The 17,208-nt window shown below is 37.3% G+C and carries 21 protein-coding genes; 15 read left to right on the top strand and 6 right to left on the bottom strand.

All coding sequences use genetic code 11. From position 1 onward, the window contains the following. The first annotated feature begins 65 nt into the window (after nt 1–65). The 3 genes from pta to JOD14_RS05840 all read left to right on the top strand — a co-directional run bounded on the left by pta (nt 66) and on the right by JOD14_RS05840 (nt 2,163). Entirely contained in the window at nt 66–1,046 is a 981-nt protein-coding gene (pta, locus tag JOD14_RS05830; RefSeq protein ID WP_204653901.1) for a phosphate acetyltransferase, read from the top strand. A 123-nt stretch (nt 1,047–1,169) separates the two neighbouring features. Then, nucleotides 1,170–1,643, top strand: a complete 474-nt coding sequence (gene tsaE, locus JOD14_RS05835) for a tRNA (adenosine(37)-N6)-threonylcarbamoyltransferase complex ATPase subunit type 1 TsaE (RefSeq protein WP_204653902.1) — start codon at nt 1,170–1,172, stop codon at nt 1,641–1,643. Next, nucleotides 1,636–2,163: a GNAT family N-acetyltransferase gene (locus tag JOD14_RS05840; RefSeq protein WP_204653903.1), complete on the top strand. Its 528-nt coding sequence runs from the start codon at nt 1,636–1,638 to the stop codon at nt 2,161–2,163. The genes tsaE and JOD14_RS05840 overlap by 8 nt, the downstream gene beginning before the upstream one ends. A 227-nt stretch (nt 2,164–2,390) precedes the next feature. On the opposite strand, the gene JOD14_RS05845 is transcribed toward JOD14_RS05840, so the two are convergent. Then, a complete protein-coding gene (locus JOD14_RS05845; RefSeq protein WP_204653904.1) occupies nt 2,391–3,143 on the bottom strand; it encodes an exodeoxyribonuclease III in 753 nt (250 codons plus the stop codon). A gap of 143 nt (nt 3,144–3,286) precedes the next feature. Here JOD14_RS05845 and murB point away from each other — a divergent pair, with 143 nt between their 5' ends. Continuing rightward, complete coding sequence (gene murB / locus JOD14_RS05850; protein WP_204653905.1) at nt 3,287–4,189, top strand: UDP-N-acetylmuramate dehydrogenase; 903 nt, start codon at nt 3,287–3,289, stop codon at nt 4,187–4,189. A 79-nt stretch (nt 4,190–4,268) separates the two neighbouring features. Here murB and JOD14_RS05855 read toward each other — a convergent pair whose 3' ends face one another. From JOD14_RS05855 to JOD14_RS05870, 4 genes are read right to left on the bottom strand one after another with little or no spacing between them, the layout of a single operon-like run. Next, on the bottom strand, nt 4,269–4,913 hold the full coding sequence (locus JOD14_RS05855) for an ECF transporter S component (RefSeq protein ID WP_204653906.1): 645 nt from the start codon (nt 4,911–4,913) through the stop codon (nt 4,269–4,271). 10 nt (nt 4,914–4,923) lie between these two features. Continuing rightward, a complete protein-coding gene (coaC, locus tag JOD14_RS05860) occupies nt 4,924–5,472 on the bottom strand; it encodes a phosphopantothenoylcysteine decarboxylase (RefSeq protein WP_204653907.1) in 549 nt (182 codons plus the stop codon). Continuing rightward, nucleotides 5,469–6,233: a phosphopantothenate--cysteine ligase gene (gene coaB, locus JOD14_RS05865; protein WP_204653908.1), complete on the bottom strand. Its 765-nt coding sequence runs from the start codon at nt 6,231–6,233 to the stop codon at nt 5,469–5,471. Before coaB ends, coaC begins: the two co-directional genes overlap by 4 nt. Before the next feature lie 2 nt (nt 6,234–6,235). Further along, nucleotides 6,236–7,219 carry a YhdH/YhfP family quinone oxidoreductase gene (locus JOD14_RS05870; RefSeq protein WP_204653909.1) on the bottom strand — a complete coding sequence of 328 codons (984 nt, stop codon included), beginning with the start codon at nt 7,217–7,219 and terminating at the stop codon, nt 6,236–6,238. A 235-nt stretch (nt 7,220–7,454) separates the two neighbouring features. Between JOD14_RS05870 and JOD14_RS05875 the strand changes: the two genes are divergently transcribed. The 10 genes from JOD14_RS05875 to JOD14_RS05920 all read left to right on the top strand — a co-directional run bounded on the left by JOD14_RS05875 (nt 7,455) and on the right by JOD14_RS05920 (nt 15,097). Next, a complete protein-coding gene (locus tag JOD14_RS05875; protein WP_204653910.1) occupies nt 7,455–8,540 on the top strand; it encodes an ABC transporter ATP-binding protein in 1,086 nt (361 codons plus the stop codon). Nucleotides 8,541–8,550: 10 nt separating this feature from the next. Beyond that, nucleotides 8,551–9,360, top strand: coding sequence for an ABC transporter permease (locus JOD14_RS05880; protein WP_204653911.1), 810 nt, complete (start codon nt 8,551–8,553; stop codon nt 9,358–9,360). Next, nucleotides 9,357–10,199 carry an ABC transporter permease gene (locus tag JOD14_RS05885; protein WP_204653912.1) on the top strand — a complete coding sequence of 281 codons (843 nt, stop codon included), beginning with the start codon at nt 9,357–9,359 and terminating at the stop codon, nt 10,197–10,199. Before JOD14_RS05880 ends, JOD14_RS05885 begins: the two co-directional genes overlap by 4 nt. Continuing rightward, the gene (locus tag JOD14_RS05890) at nt 10,196–11,269 is read left to right on the top strand and encodes an ABC transporter substrate-binding protein (RefSeq protein ID WP_204653913.1); all 1,074 of its coding nucleotides are present in this window, start codon (nt 10,196–10,198) and stop codon (nt 11,267–11,269) included. Before JOD14_RS05885 ends, JOD14_RS05890 begins: the two co-directional genes overlap by 4 nt. Before the next feature lie 392 nt (nt 11,270–11,661). Next, nucleotides 11,662–11,958: an ArsR/SmtB family transcription factor gene (locus tag JOD14_RS05895; protein ID WP_204653914.1), complete on the top strand. Its 297-nt coding sequence runs from the start codon at nt 11,662–11,664 to the stop codon at nt 11,956–11,958. Between the two features lie 57 nt (nt 11,959–12,015). Then, nucleotides 12,016–12,951 carry an ABC transporter ATP-binding protein gene (locus tag JOD14_RS05900; protein ID WP_204653915.1) on the top strand — a complete coding sequence of 312 codons (936 nt, stop codon included), beginning with the start codon at nt 12,016–12,018 and terminating at the stop codon, nt 12,949–12,951. Next, nucleotides 12,944–13,714, top strand: coding sequence for an ABC transporter permease (locus JOD14_RS05905; RefSeq protein ID WP_204653916.1), 771 nt, complete (start codon nt 12,944–12,946; stop codon nt 13,712–13,714). Before JOD14_RS05900 ends, JOD14_RS05905 begins: the two co-directional genes overlap by 8 nt. 146 nt (nt 13,715–13,860) lie before the next feature. Continuing rightward, nucleotides 13,861–14,124, top strand: a complete 264-nt coding sequence (locus JOD14_RS05910) for a (4Fe-4S)-binding protein (RefSeq protein WP_204653917.1) — start codon at nt 13,861–13,863, stop codon at nt 14,122–14,124. Further along, complete coding sequence (locus JOD14_RS05915; RefSeq protein WP_204653918.1) at nt 14,125–14,400, top strand: GNAT family N-acetyltransferase; 276 nt, start codon at nt 14,125–14,127, stop codon at nt 14,398–14,400. It begins immediately after the preceding gene. An 82-nt stretch (nt 14,401–14,482) separates the two neighbouring features. Further along, nucleotides 14,483–15,097 carry a hypothetical protein gene (locus tag JOD14_RS05920; protein WP_204653919.1) on the top strand — a complete coding sequence of 205 codons (615 nt, stop codon included), beginning with the start codon at nt 14,483–14,485 and terminating at the stop codon, nt 15,095–15,097. Nucleotides 15,098–15,187: 90 nt separating this feature from the next. On the opposite strand, the gene JOD14_RS05925 is transcribed toward JOD14_RS05920, so the two are convergent. Continuing rightward, complete coding sequence (locus tag JOD14_RS05925; protein WP_204653920.1) at nt 15,188–16,336, bottom strand: cobalamin-independent methionine synthase II family protein; 1,149 nt, start codon at nt 16,334–16,336, stop codon at nt 15,188–15,190. 193 nt (nt 16,337–16,529) lie between these two features. Between JOD14_RS05925 and JOD14_RS05930 the strand changes: the two genes are divergently transcribed. After that, nucleotides 16,530–16,934 carry a DUF2871 domain-containing protein gene (locus JOD14_RS05930; RefSeq protein WP_204653921.1) on the top strand — a complete coding sequence of 135 codons (405 nt, stop codon included), beginning with the start codon at nt 16,530–16,532 and terminating at the stop codon, nt 16,932–16,934. Nucleotides 16,935–17,208 lie beyond the last annotated feature (274 nt).

The following is a 17,208-nucleotide window of genomic DNA, read 5'->3' on the forward strand; positions in this document are numbered from 1 at the left end:
AAACTGTTCTTTTTTTTTGAAATGGTGTATGATGGAAACGTATAAAAAAACTGGAGGGTTTTATTGTGGAATTATTTGATAGTTTGAAATTTAAAATTGTTCGTCGTGGTATTCGTATTGCATTCCCTGAGGCAACGGATACCCGTATTTTAAGTGCGGTAGCTCGTCTAAAAGGAGAAGAGTTAGTAGATCCTGTTTTAATTGGCCGTCGTGCAGACATCGAGCAAGCAGCAGCGGTTCGTGGAATTAATATTGACAACATGACGATTTATGATCCATACGACTGTGCACGTTGGGATGAAGTCGTTGCGGCTTTTGTTGAAGTTCGTAAAGGAAAAGTAACAAAAGAACAAGCAGAAGAATTATTAAAAGATGAAAACTACTTTGGAACAATGTTAACACATATGGGAATTACAGATGGGTTAGTTTCAGGTGCGATTCATTCAACTGGAGACACAGTCCGTCCTGCTTTACAAATTATCAAAACAAAACCTGGAATTAGTCGTACAAGCGGTGCATTCTTAATGATGCGCGGAAACGAACAAGAGAAATATTTGTTCTCTGATTGTGCAATCAACGTTGAGCCTTCACCACAAGAATTAGCTGAAATTGCGATTGCTTCTGCTGAAACAGCAAAAATGTTTGATATCGAGCCACGTGTTGCAATGTTAAGCTTCTCAACAAAAGGGTCAGCTAAAGCACCACAAGCCGATGCAACCATCGAAGCAACTAAAATTGCCAAAGAATTAGCACCAGATTTAGCGATTGATGGCGAATTACAATTTGATGCTGCGTACAACCAATCTGTTGCGCAATTAAAAGCACCTGAATCAGAGGTTGCTGGTAAAGCGAATGTCTTTGTTTTCCCAGATTTACAATCAGGTAATATTGGTTACAAGATTGCCCAACGTTTAGGTAACTTTGAAGCAATTGGCCCAATCTTACAAGGTTTAAACAAACCAATTTCTGACCTTTCTCGCGGCTGTAACGAAGAAGATGTTTACAAATTATCAATTATTACAGCAGCTCAAGCGTTATCAAACTAATTGAAAAAAATTAGAATCAACCGTCGTAAAAAACGGTTGATTTTTTTATGAATAAAGAGCGTTGGTTTTTTGACGCAAAATTTGTATACTAAAGAAAAAAAGAAGAAAAAAGGAGGTTTTTTAGTGATTGTTTTAAATAACCCAGAAGAAACTTCATACTTTGCGCAAGTCATTGGGAATATGGCCGTAAGTGGCGATAATCTTATTTTAACGGGTGATTTAGGTGCAGGAAAAACGACTTTGACCAAGGGAATTGCGCTAGGTTTGGGCATTGAGCAAATGATAAAAAGTCCAACTTATACGATTATCCGCGAATACCATCAAGGGCGCTTGCCACTTTACCACATGGATGTGTACCGAATTGGTGAAGGCGCCAGTGACTTAGGTTTAGAAGAATATTTTGAAGGCGATGGCCTAAGCGTGATTGAATGGGGCAATCTCTTAGCAGAAGATTTGCCCGCAAGCTATTTAGAAGTGGTCTTAACGAAAGATGAAGAAAATCCAGAAAAGCGTTACGCAACGTTTCATGCCTATGGGACACAAGGCGAAAACTTCATGGCGCGTATTTTAGAAAAATGGGGGAAAACAGATGAGTGATGCCCTCGAATTAACGATTCGCGAAGCCATTCCAAGTGATGCTGCCGAACTATTAACGGTTTCTAGAAAAATTGGTGAAGAAACAGAATTTTTAGTCATGGATGAAAAAGGCATTCATTTACCGGAAGAATTATTGGCTATTCAATTAGCCGATTTATATGAAAGTGAGACGAATGTTCTTTTTTTAGCTTTTTTAGGTGATCAAATTGTTGGCCAAGCCTCTTTAAAAAGTGCTTCAGAAAAAAGAATTGCTCACATTGCCGAACTCGGTGTCTCGATTTTACAAGCATATTGGGGGTTAGGGTTAGGAACGATTTTAATGGAAGAACTTCTTGAGTGGGCTGAAGCGAGTGGGAAAATTTTTCGCATAGAACTCACTGTTCAAGCGCAAAATACAAGAGCCATTGCTTTATATGAAAAATTTGGCTTCAAGCAAGAAGGCATTTTGGAACGTGGGGCAAGAGGCAACGACGGCCGCTTTTTGGACGTTGTGTTGATGAGTAAGATGATTGATGAGTAGTTATTAAGTGATATATAATGTCTACTGATTAATAAAAGACAATGAAACAGCGGAGTTTGAGTAAATGGACCCAATAGCTAAGGTGTTTTTTTAAACTGTCCTTATCTATGGGTCCATTTTAGTTTGATCTCGATATTTTATAGAATAAGTGCAAGGTTTTTAACGGTAAAACACGGAAAACCGTACACTTTTATCAATATTGAAGGCTTCTAATGTCTAAAAAACGATTATGCTAAGACCAACTCCACCGGGCAGTGATCGCTGCCAAAAATTTCTGTGTGAATTTTTGCATCGACTAACTTTTCTTTTAGTGCTTCTGCAACAACAAAATAATCGATGCGCCACCCAGCATTATTTTGACGAGCATTAAAGCGGTAACTCCACCAAGAATATTGGCCTGTTACATCTGGATAAAAATGACGAAACGAATCGATGAAGCCAGCTTCTAACAATTCGGAAAATTTTTGGCGTTCTTGCGGGGTAAACCCAGCATTTTTTTGATTCGTTTTCCAGTTTTTTAAATCAATTTCTTGGTGAGCCACGTTTAGATCGCCACATAAAATGACCGGTTTTTTTTCATTTAATTTTTGTAAATACGACCGAAAATCATCTTCCCAAGTTAAACGATAATCCAAACGCGCTAATTTCGCTTGCGAATTTGGGGTGTAGCAATTAACTAAATAGAATTCCGGGTATTCTAAAGTAATGACGCGGCCTTCTTGATCATGATGTGCAAGATCAATGCCATAGGTTACGGCTAAGGCTGCTTCTTTGGCAAAAATTGCTGTTCCAGAATAGCCTTTTTTTTCTGCATAATTCCAGTATTGATAATAACCGGGTAAATCTAAGTCAATTTGTCCAGCTTGTAGTTTCGTTTCTTGTAAACAAAAGAAATCTGCCTCAAGAGTGTTAAATACTTCCATAAAATTTTTACTAACGACAGCCCGTAAGCCATTCACATTCCACGAAATAAATTTCATTTTTTTCCTCCTCGTAAGCAATTACTCCTATTTTAACGAAAAAAAGTAAAAGTTAAAAGTTCTTTGTTTTTATTCGGTCATCTAGCTAGTTAAGAAAGAAAATGCTAAAATAGACAAGATTAATAAATAGAGGAGCGAAAGCTGTGAGCAAGAATCCAAATTTAAACCAAGAGTTTCCTGAAATAACACTATTAAAAGATGAACCTTTAAAAAAATATACCTTTACTAAGACAGGTGGCCCCGTTGATTGGTTAGCTTTACCAAAAACAAGTCAAGAAGTCAAAGCTTTAGTTGATTATTGTCGAGAACAAAAAATTCCTTGGATTGTTTTAGGCAATGCTAGTAATTTAATTGTGCGTGATGGCGGCATTCGTGGGGTCGTGATCATGTTACTTGAGATGAATCATTTAACGATTGAAGGCACGGAGATGATTGTCGAATCAGGTGCACGCTTAATTGATGCGAGTCAAGCAGCTTATGAGGCGTCTTTAACAGGTTTAGAGTTTGCTTGTGGTATCCCTGGTAGTGTAGGTGGAGCAGTCTTTATGAATGCTGGTGCTTACGGTGGCGAGATAAAAGATGTTTTTGTTTCTAGTGAAGTCTTGTTGCCAAATGGAGAAATCAAGATTTATGATCAAGCAGCTATGAATTTTCGTTACCGTCATAGTCAAATGCAAGAAGAAGGTGGTATTGTTTTATCGAGTCGTTTTGCTTTAAAAAAGGGGAAACCGCTTGAAATTAAAGCCCAAATGGTGGACTTAACGGAATTGCGTCAAGCCAAGCAACCACTAGAATATCCCTCTTGTGGCAGTGTTTTTAAACGACCAGAAGGGCATTTCACAGGCAAGTTAATTCAAGATGCAGGCTTGCAAGGATACACAATCGGTGGCGCTCAAATTTCAATGAAGCATGCTGGTTTTATTGTTAACATTAACGAAGCAACCGCAACAGATTATGTTCGTTTAATCGCCTATATTCAAGAAGTCATTCAAGAAAAATTTCATGTGGCGCTTGAGCCAGAAGTCCGTATCATTGGTGAAGAATAAAAAAAGTCTAAGAGGTTTACTCTTAGACTTCAGACCGTAGACAAAACCTCAAAAAAGAGGAAGTCTACGGTTTTTTCTATTAGACTTTTTCGCGTTGTTGCATAAATTTTAATAAGATGGCAGCGACACCTGCGCAAGCAAGCCCGCCAATGATTGCTTCAGGAATTCCTTGGGTTAAAATAACGCCTAAAATTGCCCAGTAAACGGCATTGCCAGCTTCACCTAAAACTTGAGCATATTCTGTTTTAAACAAGAAATAAATCAAATTCATCACAAGTACCGTATTGACCACACCACCAGATAAACCAGCAAAAAATAAGGCAAAACCTTGTCCTTTATTTTTGAAAAGCTTCATACTCCATTGATAGATAAAATAAGGAACGACACCGATTAAAATACGGGGAATCATGACAACCACTAAAGCTTTCCAACTACCACTGCCATCGGTTCCTAATGGCGCAATAAAAGGGGAGAAAGCAAAAGACATCGGAGTAATCATTACGGTGTTGCGAATCATACTAATTAAACCAAAACAACCACCCAAAAAGCCACCTGTTCTTGGTCCTAGCACAATCGAAGCAATAATGACAGGCAAATGAAGTGTTGTTGCATGGATCGGTCCAATTGGGATAAAGCCAAGAAAAGGCACCGTCGCTAGGAGCAGCATGATGCTTAGGAAAAGAGCGGTTAAAACTAGATTGAAAATATTTTTATTTTTTTTCATGCGGGTCTCCTTAGTTGGTTAGCGTTTGCGTTACGCGTTGTAAAATCTGTTCAACATTGGCTAAAGCGCCCGGACCAAAATCACCACAGGCTAGGAGTGCCTCGCGTGGTTGAATTTCTTCATACCCAAAAGTTTTTAAACGGGCTAAGTTTTGTTGAACGGCAGGATTTTGGTACATGTTGGTGTTCATTGCCGGTGCGATTAATTTTGGCACACTTGTTTTGACTGCTAATGCAACCGTAGAAACCAAGTCATCGGCAATCCCGTTTGCTAGTTTGCCAATGAGATTTGCACTGGCCGGCGCGATTAGGAATAAATCCACGTCACGAGCAAGTTCAATATGGTTAATTTTTTCTGGCCAGCTTTCTTGCATGACGTCGGTATGAATCGGACGTTTGGCTAAAGATTGTAAGGTTAAAGGTGTAATAAACGCTTGACTATTTTTCGTCATTAAAACATCAACGGCGTAACCTCTTTTAGTTAATTCATTCGTTAAATCGGCTGCTTTATAGGCCGAAATACTACCAGAAACGGCTAAAAGAATTCTTTTTTGCGTCATACTTCTTTCGTCCCTTCATTTAAAATCGTTTGCGTAATTAGTTGCGCAATTGCTTCTTTGGTTTGGGCTTCACCGACAATTTGGCCCTCTTTATTTAGCAAATAGCCAGTATGGGCTTGCCCTTTAATCGTCGTTAAATCATTGGCTAAAACAAAGTCACCCTGGTTTTTTTGCATACTTGCTAAGGCAACCTGTAACAGTTCCGCTTTGGGCACGTCAACCAGTAGTTTAAAACTAACTAATAGTGTGTCTGGTTGCAAAACCTTGATTTTTTGGATAACTTTTGGTGTTTGTTTTAAGGCCAAAAATAAATAATCCGTGTTCGAAGAAATTTTGCTAGTAGTGGTTGCTACTGGTGTTTCGATCATGTTTGCCAAATCAGCTTCTGTTAATGGCAAGCCACTTTTAAGAAAGTGTTGATTGATTTGCTCGACAAAATCTTTTTGGGTATAACTTTTAACTGGCGTAAAATCACTGACGGCCATGCTATGAATGACTGCGTCGTAACGATTTTTTGTTAGTAAAAAAGTTAAGCGCTCATCAAGTTGTTGCGTATCGGTAATTTCTTCAACGGTTAAATTGATTTGTGCAGTTGGACGTAGCGCGCTTGCTGTCGTTACGTAATCTACTTGATAATCGTGTTTCAAAAAGAGATCAGCAATAAAAGAGCCAAGTTTTCCAGTGGAGTGGTTAGTAATCGAACGCACTTGATCAATTTTTTCTGCCGTCCCACCAGCCGTAATTAAAATTCTTTTTTTCATTTTTACACTTCCATTTTTACAATTGTACGACCTTCATGTTGACCGGATAACAAAGTGTCAAAAATTAGATCTAAATCGCTTAATAAGACTTCATTAACTTTCAAATTAGCTAAAATATTTTGTTGTTGCGTTAAAAAGTCCCAAACAGCTTTTCTTTGCTCAGTTGGAGTGGCGACGGAATCAATGCCAATAACCGAAATCCCGCGTAAAATAAAAGGCAAGACGGTTGTTTCTAATTGAATACCACCTGCATTACCGCATAAAAAAGCACTACCATTATATTGCAATTGTGGCAATAAAGCGGAAAGTAAAGAACCACCGACCGTATCAATGACTGCATGGACGCTTTGTTTGGCTAATGGTTTGATTTTTTCAGGGATAATTTGTTCCGGTGTGACAATATTGGTTGCGCCAATGTCAGTCAACCAAGCGGCTTCTTTTCTAGAAACAGCGGTAATATTCGTATAGCCTAGGTTATGCAACAAAGCAATTGCAATGCTACCCACACCACCAGAAGCCCCTGTCACAAAAATAGCAGCCTCTTTTTCGTAGCCTTTTTCTTCCAAAGCAAGTACAGCCAATGCAGCGGTAAATCCAGCTGTTCCAAATGTCATTGCTTTTTTTTCATCTAACGTTTCAGGTATTTCAACGAGCCAATTCGTTGGTACTTGTTGGTATTGGCTATAGCCACCAACGTGTGTGACGCCTAAACCATAACCGGTCACTAGAACTTTTTTCCCGACCGGAAAATTTTCATCTTTTGAGGTGACAATTTCACCGGCTAAATCAATTCCTGGAATCATCGGATACGAGCGAATAACCCCGCCATTTTTAGTGGTTGCTAAGGCATCTTTATAGTTGACACCAGAATAGTGGACGCGAATTTCAACGGCGTCTGTTGCTAAAGGTATTCGCTCTTTGGTTGTTAAACCACGAGAGAAAATATTTTCTGTTTGATTGACTTCAAAAGCAATGTATTTACTCAAGAAAAATCCCCCTTTTCTACTGATAAATTAGCATAATCATACCATAAATTGCTTTATTTTAGAAAAATATATAAAAAAAGAAATTATACTTGTATTTTATGCTAAAAAAACCTATTCTTAACAAGTATGTTCTGGTCTGGAATCCACTCAAACAACCAGTTCTAAAAGACTAAACGTGAAAAGTAAAAAACGGATATAAAAGAACATATAATCGACCAATTGAGGGGGAAAGAAGATGGGAAAACCAATCATTTCATTTACAGATGTGGTAAAGCGTTATGATGATGAAATCGTATTAAAGAAAGTTAATTTTGAGATAGAAGAAGGAAAATTTTATACGTTACTCGGGCCCTCGGGCTGTGGCAAAACAACCATTTTAAGAATTATCGCAGGTTTTTCTGAGGCAAGTGAAGGGGATATCTATTTTGCAGGTAAACGAATCAATGATGTCCCAGCCAACCAACGTCAAGTAAATACCGTTTTCCAGGACTACGCTTTGTTTCCTCATATGAATGTTTTTGAAAACGTCGCTTTTGGCTTGAAAATCAAAAAGTTACCTAAAAATCAAATACAAGAAAAAGTGCAAGAGGCTTTACGTCTTGTTCGTTTAGGTGGTTATGAAAATCGTGAAATTAGTGAAATGTCAGGTGGTCAGCGGCAACGTGTGGCCATTGCGCGTGCGATTGTCAATGAACCGAAAGTCTTACTATTAGATGAGCCTTTATCGGCGCTTGACTTAAAGTTACGGACAGACATGCAGTATGAATTACGTGAATTACAACGACGTTTAGGAATTACGTTCATTTTCGTAACGCATGATCAAGAAGAAGCCCTCGCGATGAGTGATGAAATTTTTGTTTTAAATAACGGTGAGATCGTTCAAAGTGGGACACCGGTTGATATTTACGACGAGCCAATTAATAAATTCGTCGCTGATTTTATTGGTGAAAGTAACATCGTCAAAGGCACGATGATTGATGATTACTTAGTAGAATTTGTTGGCAAGCAATTTGAATGTGTCGATGGTGGGATGCGTAAAAATGAGCCCATTGAAATTGTCATTCGTCCAGAAGATTTAACGCTAACTACGGTTGAGAAAGGCAAGCTAAAAGCAAAAGTTGATACGCAACTATTCCGCGGGGTTCATTATGAAATTATCTGTTATGACGCTGATGGAAACGAGTGGATGGTCCATTCCACTAAAAAAGCGGTCGAAGGTAGTCAAGTCGGCCTTTTCTTTGAACCAGAAGATATCCACGTCATGCGTTTTAATGAATCAGAAGAAGACTTTGATGCACGACTTGAAAGTTACGAAGAGTAGGAGGGATGAAATGACAAAAGTAAGACGTATTTATGCGGTTCCTTATATGCTCTGGTTGTTTCTTTTTGTATTGGCTCCCGTATTGTTGATTGTTTATCAATCTTTTTTTGATATGGATGGGCAATTTACTCTAGCGAACTACCGTGTTTACTTTACTTCAGGAAAATATTTAGCTATGACTTTTAACTCGATTTGGTACGCTTTTTTGATTACTTTAATTACCTTACTCATTAGCTATCCAACCGCCTATTTTTTAACGAAACTTCGTCACAAAGACTTATGGCTATTGTTAATTATTTTGCCGACATGGGTGAACTTATTACTTAAAGCGTATGCCTTTATTGGGATTTTTGGTATTCATGGCAGTGTCAATACTTTCTTAGATTTCTTTGGCTTAGGTCCAAAACAAATTTTATTTACCGACGTGAGTTTTTTAACCGTTGCAACGTACATTGAATTGCCGTTTATGATTATTCCAATTTACAATGCCTTAGAAGAAATGAATCCATCACTGATTAGTGCCAGTCAAGATTTAGGTGCCAATTCCTTTGAAACCTTCCGTCGGGTTATTTTTCCGTTATCTTTAAACGGGGTGAAAAGCGGTGTACAAGCTGTTTTTATCCCTTCGCTTTCATTATTTATGTTAACACGTTTAATTGGTGGAAATCGTGTCATTACGCTAGGAACAGCAATTGAGCAACATTTCCTTGTTACTCAAAACTGGGGAATGGGTTCAACCATTGGGGTTATTTTGATTATCGCAATGTTCCTTGTGATGTTACTGACTGGCGAAAAAGCGAAAGGAGGACAACGTAAATGAAACGAAATATTTGGTCACGCTTGTATTTAACCGTTGTTTTTATTTTACTTTATACCCCAATCTTGTACTTAGTCTTTTATTCTTTTAACGAAGGTGGGACGATGAATCATTTTACCGGGTTTACTTGGGATAACTATACAGCTGTTTTTGAAGATACGCGTCTATTGATTATTGTACTAGATACTTTTATGTTAGCCTTTTTAGCGGCTTTGTTAGCAACAATAATCGGTACGTTTGGGGCAATGGGCATTTATTATACGAAAAAACGCCGCTTGCGCAATACGTTTTTAAGTTTGAATAATATTTTACTCGTTTCACCAGATGTTATCATCGGGGCAAGTTTCTTGATTTTCTTTACGACGATTGGCACGTTGTTTCGTAACTTTAGTTTAGGTTTTTATAGTGTTCTTTTTTCTCACGTAGCCTTCAGTATTCCGATTGTCGTCTTAATGGTTTTACCAAAGTTACAAGAGATGAATGATTCAATGGTTGATGCCGCCCTTGATTTAGGTGCGAATTACTTTCAAGTGATACAACGGATTATTTTACCATTTTTATCACCAGGAATTGTGGCGGGTTATTTTATGGCCTTCACATATTCACTAGATGATTTTGCGGTGACGTTTTTTGTGACAGGCAATGGGTTTAGTACACTTTCTGTAGAAATTTATTCCCGTGCTCGCCAAGGCATTAGTTTAGAAATTAATGCTTTATCGACGCTAGTCTTCTTGTTTTCCATGTTATTAGTGGTTGGGTACTATTTTATTAGTAAAGATAATTTACCGAAAAAACTAAAACGTGGACGTCAATCAGGGAGAGGAGTGGCACCCATCCGATGAAAAAAATTCAATCATTACTAATAGGGATTATTCTAGTTATTCTCGTCTTAATCTTTGGGGCGCATGAATTAGATAAAAGCACGGGTATGGCAGGGGCAACAACTTTAAATATCTATAACTGGGGGGATTACATCGACCCAGATTTGCTCAAGCAATTTGAAAAAGAATATGGTTATAAAGTGAACTATGAAACTTTTGACTCGAATGAAGCGATGTTCACCAAAATTGCGCAAGGAGGGATGTCGTATGATATTACCATCCCTAGTGAATATATGATTCAAAAAATGATGGATGATAAACTTGTTCAAAAACTGGACTACTCAAAGATAGAAGGCATCGAAAATATTGATCCACGCTTTTTAGATTTAAGTTTTGATCCAGGAAATCAATATTCGATTCCTTATTTTTGGGGGACTTTAGGAATTGTCTATAATGATAAATACGTGGATGAAGCGGACATGACGAGTTGGAATGATCTTTGGAATCCTTCATTAAAAAACAACGTGATGATGATTGACGGTGCTCGTGAAGTAATCGGGATAGGCTTGAATAGTTTAGGGTTTTCTTTAAACAGCACTGATGACGAGGAACTTACACAAGCTGTGGATCATTTAAGAACGCTTATGCCAAATATTAAGGCGATTGTCGCGGATGAAATAAAAATGTATATGGCGAATGAAGAAAGTGCAGTAGCTGTGACCTATTCAGGTGAAGCCGCTGATATGATGGATCAAAACGAACACATTCATTATGTGATTCCAGAAGAAGGCTCGAATTTGTGGTTTGATAATATTGTCATTCCTCATAATGCTAAAAATATCGAAGGGGCGTATGACTTTATTAACTTCATGTTACGGCCTGAAGTTGCCGCCCAAAACGCAGAATATATTGGTTATTCAACCCCAAATGTAAAAGCGTTGGCACTTTTACCAAGTGAGATTACCGAAGACGAACAGTTTTATCCTAGCGATGAACGAATGGCACGTCTAGAAGTTTATGAAAACTTAGGACCAAAATATATTGGTATCTATAATGATTTGTTCTTAGAATTGAAAATGTATCGGAATTAAGAAAAGAGCGGGGCCTGCTTGATGGGCGCCGCTTTTTTGATTCCTTAATATCGTGAACATCGAATAACAAAGCACTTGTCCAATACGCTTCCTCTCGTCTATGGTCATAGGGACTTTCGAAGGGGAAGCGACAGTTTGTTGAAGAATATGGTCAAGGTTTTGAGCCTCAAAAAAAGTAAATCAAAAAGAATTGTAATTTCCAAAATAGAAAAAGAAATCAGCATAAAATGAAACGCATTTTGAAATAGTTTCAATAAAGTGAGCATTATCGTTTAAAATAATAGCAAGTAAAAATAAGATAGCACAAAAAAATTGCACAACGCTTGACACTACATTCATAATCATCTATATTAAACATCGATAATCATCTATCTATCGAAAGGGTGCTGACAATGAATTACGAAGAAACTTCTCGCAGATTAAAAGCAATGGCCGATCCAAAAAGAATGAAGATTATTCACCTACTATCAAAAGGGACGCTCTGTGCTTGTGAGGTGCTTGAGCATTTTGATTTTACACAACCGACATTGTCTCATCATATGAAAGTATTGGAGAATGCTGGTATTGTAGAAGTTAGTAAAAAAAGTCAGTGGCATCACTATGCTTTAAAAGAAGCTTTTGTAAAAGAATTTATGGCGACGATGGCTCAATTATTTGCGCAAGACGTAAATCATCGCAGTGAAAAATAAGTGGTGCGATTAGTAGATGAGGATAAAGAAATTTAAGAATAAGGGGATTTGCAGTAAATGGCGCATGCATTAGAATTAAAGGATTTAAAAAAAGTATATGCAACCGGTGTAAAAGCATTACGTGGCATTGATTTGGTTGTTGAAGAAGGTGATTTTTATGCTTTACTTGGCCCAAACGGTGCAGGAAAATCAACAACAATAGGGATTATCACGTCGCTTGTGAATAAAACTTCGGGGAGTGTCAATGTTTTTGGTTATGACCTTGATGCAGACTTAGAAAGAGCGAAACAACAAATCGGTCTCGTCCCGCAAGAATTTAACTTTAATCCTTTTGAAACCGTCCAACAGATTGTCGTTAACCAAGCGGGCTATTATGGTGTTTCAAGAAAAGAAGCAATCGAGCGGAGTGAAAAATATTTAAAGCAATCAAATTTATGGGAAAAACGTCATGTTCGCGCGCGGATGCTTTCAGGTGGTATGAAGCGTCGTTTGATGATTGCCCGTGCGTTGATGCATGAGCCACGTTTGCTTATTTTAGATGAACCAACGGCTGGAGTGGACATTGAGCTTAGACGTGAGATGTGGGATTTTTTACGTGAGTTAAATGAACAAGGAACGACAATTATTTTGACAACGCATTACTTAGAAGAGGCAGAGATGCTTTGTCGTAATATCGGGATTATTCAATCAGGCGAGCTAATTGAAAACACGAGTATGAAAGAACTTTTAGCCAAACTCCAATATGAAACCTTTATTTTTGATCTAGACCATGCGGCTAAAAAGCCTGAAATTACAGGCTACAAAACAGCTTTTGAAGACGACTTTACTTTGGCAGTAGAAGTTGAACGCAATCAAGGATTGAATGAAATTTTTCGTCAATTGAGTGAACAAGGCGTAAAAGTTTTATCGATGCGTAATAAGTCCAATCGTTTAGAAGAGCTTTTTTTGAAAATTACCGAAGAAAATCATCAGTTGGAGGAAGAAAATGTTTAGTCTTTATTTTACGGCTTTAAAAAGCCTGGTTGTGAAAGAAACCAATCGCTATTTAAGAATTTGGGTTCAAACTCTCGTACCACCTGTGATTACGACTTCTTTGTACTTTGTTATTTTTGGTAAGATGATTGGTGGACGAATTGGCGACATGGGTGGCTTTTCTTACATGGAATTTATCGTTCCGGGTCTAATTATGATGTCGGCAATTACGAGTTCTTATGCGAATGTTTCCTCCTCGTTCTTTTCGCAAAAATTTCAAAAAAATATTGAAGAATTACTCGTTGCACCGGTTCCAACGCATGTGATTATTTGGGGCTTTGTTTTAGGTGGCATGGGACGTAGTTTGTTAGTTGGCTCACTGGTAACAGTAGTATCGTTACTTTTTGTACCTTTACATGTCCATTCTTGGTTCATGGTAATATTGACGTTACTTTTGACAGCAATTTTATTTTCACTGGCAGGTTTAATTAATGGTGTTTTTGCACAATCTTTTGATGATGTGTCGATCGTGCCAACGTTTGTTTTACAACCACTGACCTATTTAGGTGGGGTTTTTTATTCGATTTCGATGTTACCACCATTTTGGCAAGCCGTCTCTAAAATTAATCCGATTGTCTATATGATTTCTGGTTTCCGCTATGGATTTTTAGGAATGAAGGATGTTTCAATTCAATTGTCTCTTGCGATTTTAGTTTTATTTATTGTAGCGCTATACACGGCAGCTTACTATTTAGTAAGTAAAGGTCGTGGTTTAAGAAGTTAGTAAAAAAAGAAGAACGGCTCAAAAATAGGAGTCGTTCTTCTTTTTTTAATATTTCGGATTAGAAATATATGCATTGTTTATTTTGAAGGAGTAACATAAAGACAGAGTATAAATCAATTTTAAAATTTTCCTGAGGAAGAGATCGTATGGCAACATTTAATAATCATCAAATGACGAAAGAAGAATTGCTAGCAAATGACTATCGTGAATATCGTGGAAAAGAAATAAACGTTTACTTTAAAGCAGAAATTTGTCAACATGCAGCGGAATGTGTTCGAGGCAATCTTGCTGTTTTTAATCCGAAGCAAAAACCTTGGATTAACGCCGATGCAGCAAAAGCAGAAGAAATTAAAGAAATTATTAATCGTTGTCCAAGCCACGCACTTCAGTATGAAAGGGAGACGGTCTGAATGGAATTTTTGGAAGAAAAAAATCGCTTTATTGCAATGAATGACGCACAAGAAGTAATGGGAGAGATTACTTACAGCCCTGCAGGTGAACATTTATGGATTATTGATCACACGCAAGTCAACGATCAATTTCGTGGTCAAAAAGTTGGGAATCAATTAGTCGAGCATCTAGCAAGTGAAGCGCGTAACCGAAAGAAGAAAATATTACCATTATGCCCTTTTGCTAAAAAAATTACAGAAAATGACTTTGAGAATTATCAAGATATTCTTCACTAAAAACAAAAAGAGTCGTCTTCTTCGACAAACTACAAAGAAGCTCTTATACTTAAGAAAAGACATCGAAAGGGGATTGGCTCAATTGAAAAAAATATATTTCCTACCTGTGGCATTTTTATTCCTTACTGCTTGTCAAACGATGCCTCTAAAACCAGAATCAACCACTCTATCCTCTGAGGTTTCAACTGCGACGTCAACTAAAGTAGAATCGAGCGAACCAAGGCCATCTTCAACAGTAAACATTTCTGAAAACGAAGAGATACTTTCAGAAAAAATAACCGTCAGTGAGATTACCCTTACACCAATTGATGTTTATGAAATTGCTCTTGAAAGTTATCCAGAATTACACATTTACTCACTTGGATTAGATAACAATCGTATTTATGGTTTTGTTTATGAGATTGAAGGAGTAAATGAAGCCACTGAACAAAAAATTGAACTTGATATTCATCCTGTGTCCGGCAAAATCGTGCATAAAGAAGAGGAAACTTGGCATATAAAAGACCAAATGAAAAAGGAGCTGACACGTGAGCGAATTACGAATATTCAAAGTTTGGTCGATCAAACTTTGGCGCAAAATCCTAATGCAACATTAGATGAGTGGGTAGCTGAATATGATGATGGTCGTTTTGAACTAGAAGTTGAGATTTACTCAAAGAATCAAAAACATGAATTTACCTATGATTTAGCAAATTAGCCGAGTAAGAGAAGGATTGATTTTCTAGCAATTAAATCAAAAAAGAGAAGCCTTTCTTTTTTTTGAAAGTCTTCTCTTTTATTTTGATATTTAGCCCCAGAAGTTCTTAGCAATCGCTTGCCCTTGCGCGATTTTGGCCCATTGTTGGTCAGTACTTAAGTGATTACCGCAATCACAAGAAGCAAAACCACATTGATGTGATAAATAGAGACGTTCTTTTGGTAAGATTTCACTGGCTTTTTCAAGTAAATTGTAGACACGTTGTTCGTCATCTAAATGACTCGTTTTACTTGAAAGTAGACCGAGTACAACTTCGACTTCTGGTCGATCTTGTAAGACGGCTAAAGCTGAAAGTTCACCCGCACGTTCGTCATCCCATTCTAAGAAGAAACGGTCATAGCGTTGATCACGTAAAAATTTCTCAGCAATCGATTGGTAAGAACCACCTGATGCATGGCGACTTTCGTAATTACCACGACAATTATGTGTCCAAACTTTTAAGCCTAGTTCATGGCCAAAATCAGCGACTTCATTGTTAATAGCAACAAAAGCATCCGCTAAATCTTCTAAACTGACTTCAGCTGGATTATAAACCCCGTGTTCATTGTCATCAGAAAACATTTCCCAAAGACAGTCATCAAATTGGACAATTTTTCCGCCAGCTTCTTTATATTCTGTTAAAAATTCTTTATAAGCTTGGATTAAACCTGCTTTTAAATCTTCCGGTGTTGCATAAATTTGTCCTTCACCGACTACTTGATTAAAGACGGATAGTTCAGTAAAAGCATGTGCGGCTCCAAAAACAGTGATTTTTACTTCGGTATCCGGTGCTTGTTGTGTAACTTGTTTATATAAGTTAATATAGTGGTGATTTTTACCAGATAAAGGTGCCGTAATCCGTAAACCAATATCTTTACGGGTTTCAAAAGTTTGACCATCAAAGTCTTGGAAGGGATAACCATTTTCGGCAATATAACGTTCGATACCACCTAGCCCCCAAAGGAAATCAAGGTGCCACATAGAGCGTGAGTATTCACCGTCTGTTACAACTGGGATTTTTTGCTCGATTTGTTTGGCAATGATTTTTTTAATTTCTTCTGTTTCAGTTTCAAGGTAACCCGGGAATGTCTCGTAGAAAGGATATTGAATATCGTCTCTTTTTTCGATTTGATTTTTATAATTTAATAAGTTTTGTGGACGCAACAAGGAGCCCACTAATTGAAAACGTTGTGTCGTCATATTCAATTCCTCCAGTAAAATAAGTGATGTTTCTAGATTAACAAACAATGAGAAAAATTAGTAATATTTAATTTTTATAATCAGTTATAGTTTCAAGTTATAACTGATTATAAAAATAAGCATATCAAAAGACAGCATAAATGAATTGTGTTATTCTATGGAAGTTATATTAACTTAAAGGTGAGGAATAAAAATGCAAAAACTAGTCAGAACGAGTATGAGTTATATGATTATCGGTTTATTTTTTGGCTTGTATTACCGAGAATTTACAAAGTATTTTGAATTCTCAGGTAAAACGCAACTAGCCATACTTCACACCCATACACTTATTTTAGGAATGTTTTTCTTTTTAATCGTGTTATTGTTAGAGAAGAATTTTCAATTAATGGCACATAAGAAATTTAAAACATTTTACTTTTTGTACAATGCGGGTGTCGGATTAACGCTTTTAATGTTGTTGATTCACGGTACGATGACGGTTTTAGGATATGCCGATCATGCAGCAATTGCGGGCATGGCAGGAATTGGGCACATTTTATTAACAGTGGGTTTATTTTATTTTTTTAAAATTTTAAGCGACAGAGTAAAAAGCAGCTAAAACAAACTTGATTGATAAAAAGACTTTTCTTTCACGAAGGAAAAGTCTTTTTTTTATGTACGATTAAATGGTAAAGAAAACGGCGTACTTTCAGTCTTCAATATGTAAACCTAATGTTTGTGCAAGTGAACTACTCACCACTTAGCTAAACCTGTCGGTTCTTGACGCTTGAAGTGGGAGCTTCTTGGGAATAGAGCATACTTGCAAGCGTATTTCTTTACTCACAGCGGTGTCTCTTATTTACCAAGCTATCCCCGTAGTTCCTACGGTTCTT

Origin of the sequence: Enterococcus lemanii (assembly GCF_016909125.1) — a bacterium.
Lineage (GTDB): Bacteria > Bacillota > Bacilli > Lactobacillales > Enterococcaceae > Enterococcus_I > Enterococcus_I lemanii.

Excerpts from the sequence above, each read along its gene's own strand:
- JOD14_RS05840 (WP_204653903.1), top strand. The coding sequence starts at position 1,636 with ATGAGTGATGCCCTCGAATTAACGATTCGCGAAGCCATTCCAAGTGAT.
- JOD14_RS05845 (WP_204653904.1), bottom strand. The coding sequence starts at position 3,143 with ATGAAATTTATTTCGTGGAATGTGAATGGCTTACGGGCTGTCGTTAGT.
- JOD14_RS05855 (WP_204653906.1), bottom strand. The coding sequence starts at position 4,913 with ATGAAAAAAAATAAAAATATTTTCAATCTAGTTTTAACCGCTCTTTTC.
- coaC (WP_204653907.1), bottom strand. The coding sequence starts at position 5,472 with ATGACGCAAAAAAGAATTCTTTTAGCCGTTTCTGGTAGTATTTCGGCC.
- coaB (WP_204653908.1), bottom strand. The coding sequence starts at position 6,233 with ATGAAAAAAAGAATTTTAATTACGGCTGGTGGGACGGCAGAAAAAATT.
- JOD14_RS05875 (WP_204653910.1), top strand. The coding sequence starts at position 7,455 with ATGGGAAAACCAATCATTTCATTTACAGATGTGGTAAAGCGTTATGAT.
- JOD14_RS05880 (WP_204653911.1), top strand. The coding sequence starts at position 8,551 with ATGACAAAAGTAAGACGTATTTATGCGGTTCCTTATATGCTCTGGTTG.
- JOD14_RS05885 (WP_204653912.1), top strand. The coding sequence starts at position 9,357 with ATGAAACGAAATATTTGGTCACGCTTGTATTTAACCGTTGTTTTTATT.
- JOD14_RS05890 (WP_204653913.1), top strand. The coding sequence starts at position 10,196 with ATGAAAAAAATTCAATCATTACTAATAGGGATTATTCTAGTTATTCTC.
- JOD14_RS05895 (WP_204653914.1), top strand. The coding sequence starts at position 11,662 with ATGAATTACGAAGAAACTTCTCGCAGATTAAAAGCAATGGCCGATCCA.
- JOD14_RS05900 (WP_204653915.1), top strand. The coding sequence starts at position 12,016 with ATGGCGCATGCATTAGAATTAAAGGATTTAAAAAAAGTATATGCAACC.
- JOD14_RS05905 (WP_204653916.1), top strand. The coding sequence starts at position 12,944 with ATGTTTAGTCTTTATTTTACGGCTTTAAAAAGCCTGGTTGTGAAAGAA.
- JOD14_RS05910 (WP_204653917.1), top strand. The coding sequence starts at position 13,861 with ATGGCAACATTTAATAATCATCAAATGACGAAAGAAGAATTGCTAGCA.
- JOD14_RS05915 (WP_204653918.1), top strand. The coding sequence starts at position 14,125 with ATGGAATTTTTGGAAGAAAAAAATCGCTTTATTGCAATGAATGACGCA.
- JOD14_RS05925 (WP_204653920.1), bottom strand. The coding sequence starts at position 16,336 with ATGACGACACAACGTTTTCAATTAGTGGGCTCCTTGTTGCGTCCACAA.
- JOD14_RS05930 (WP_204653921.1), top strand. The coding sequence starts at position 16,530 with ATGCAAAAACTAGTCAGAACGAGTATGAGTTATATGATTATCGGTTTA.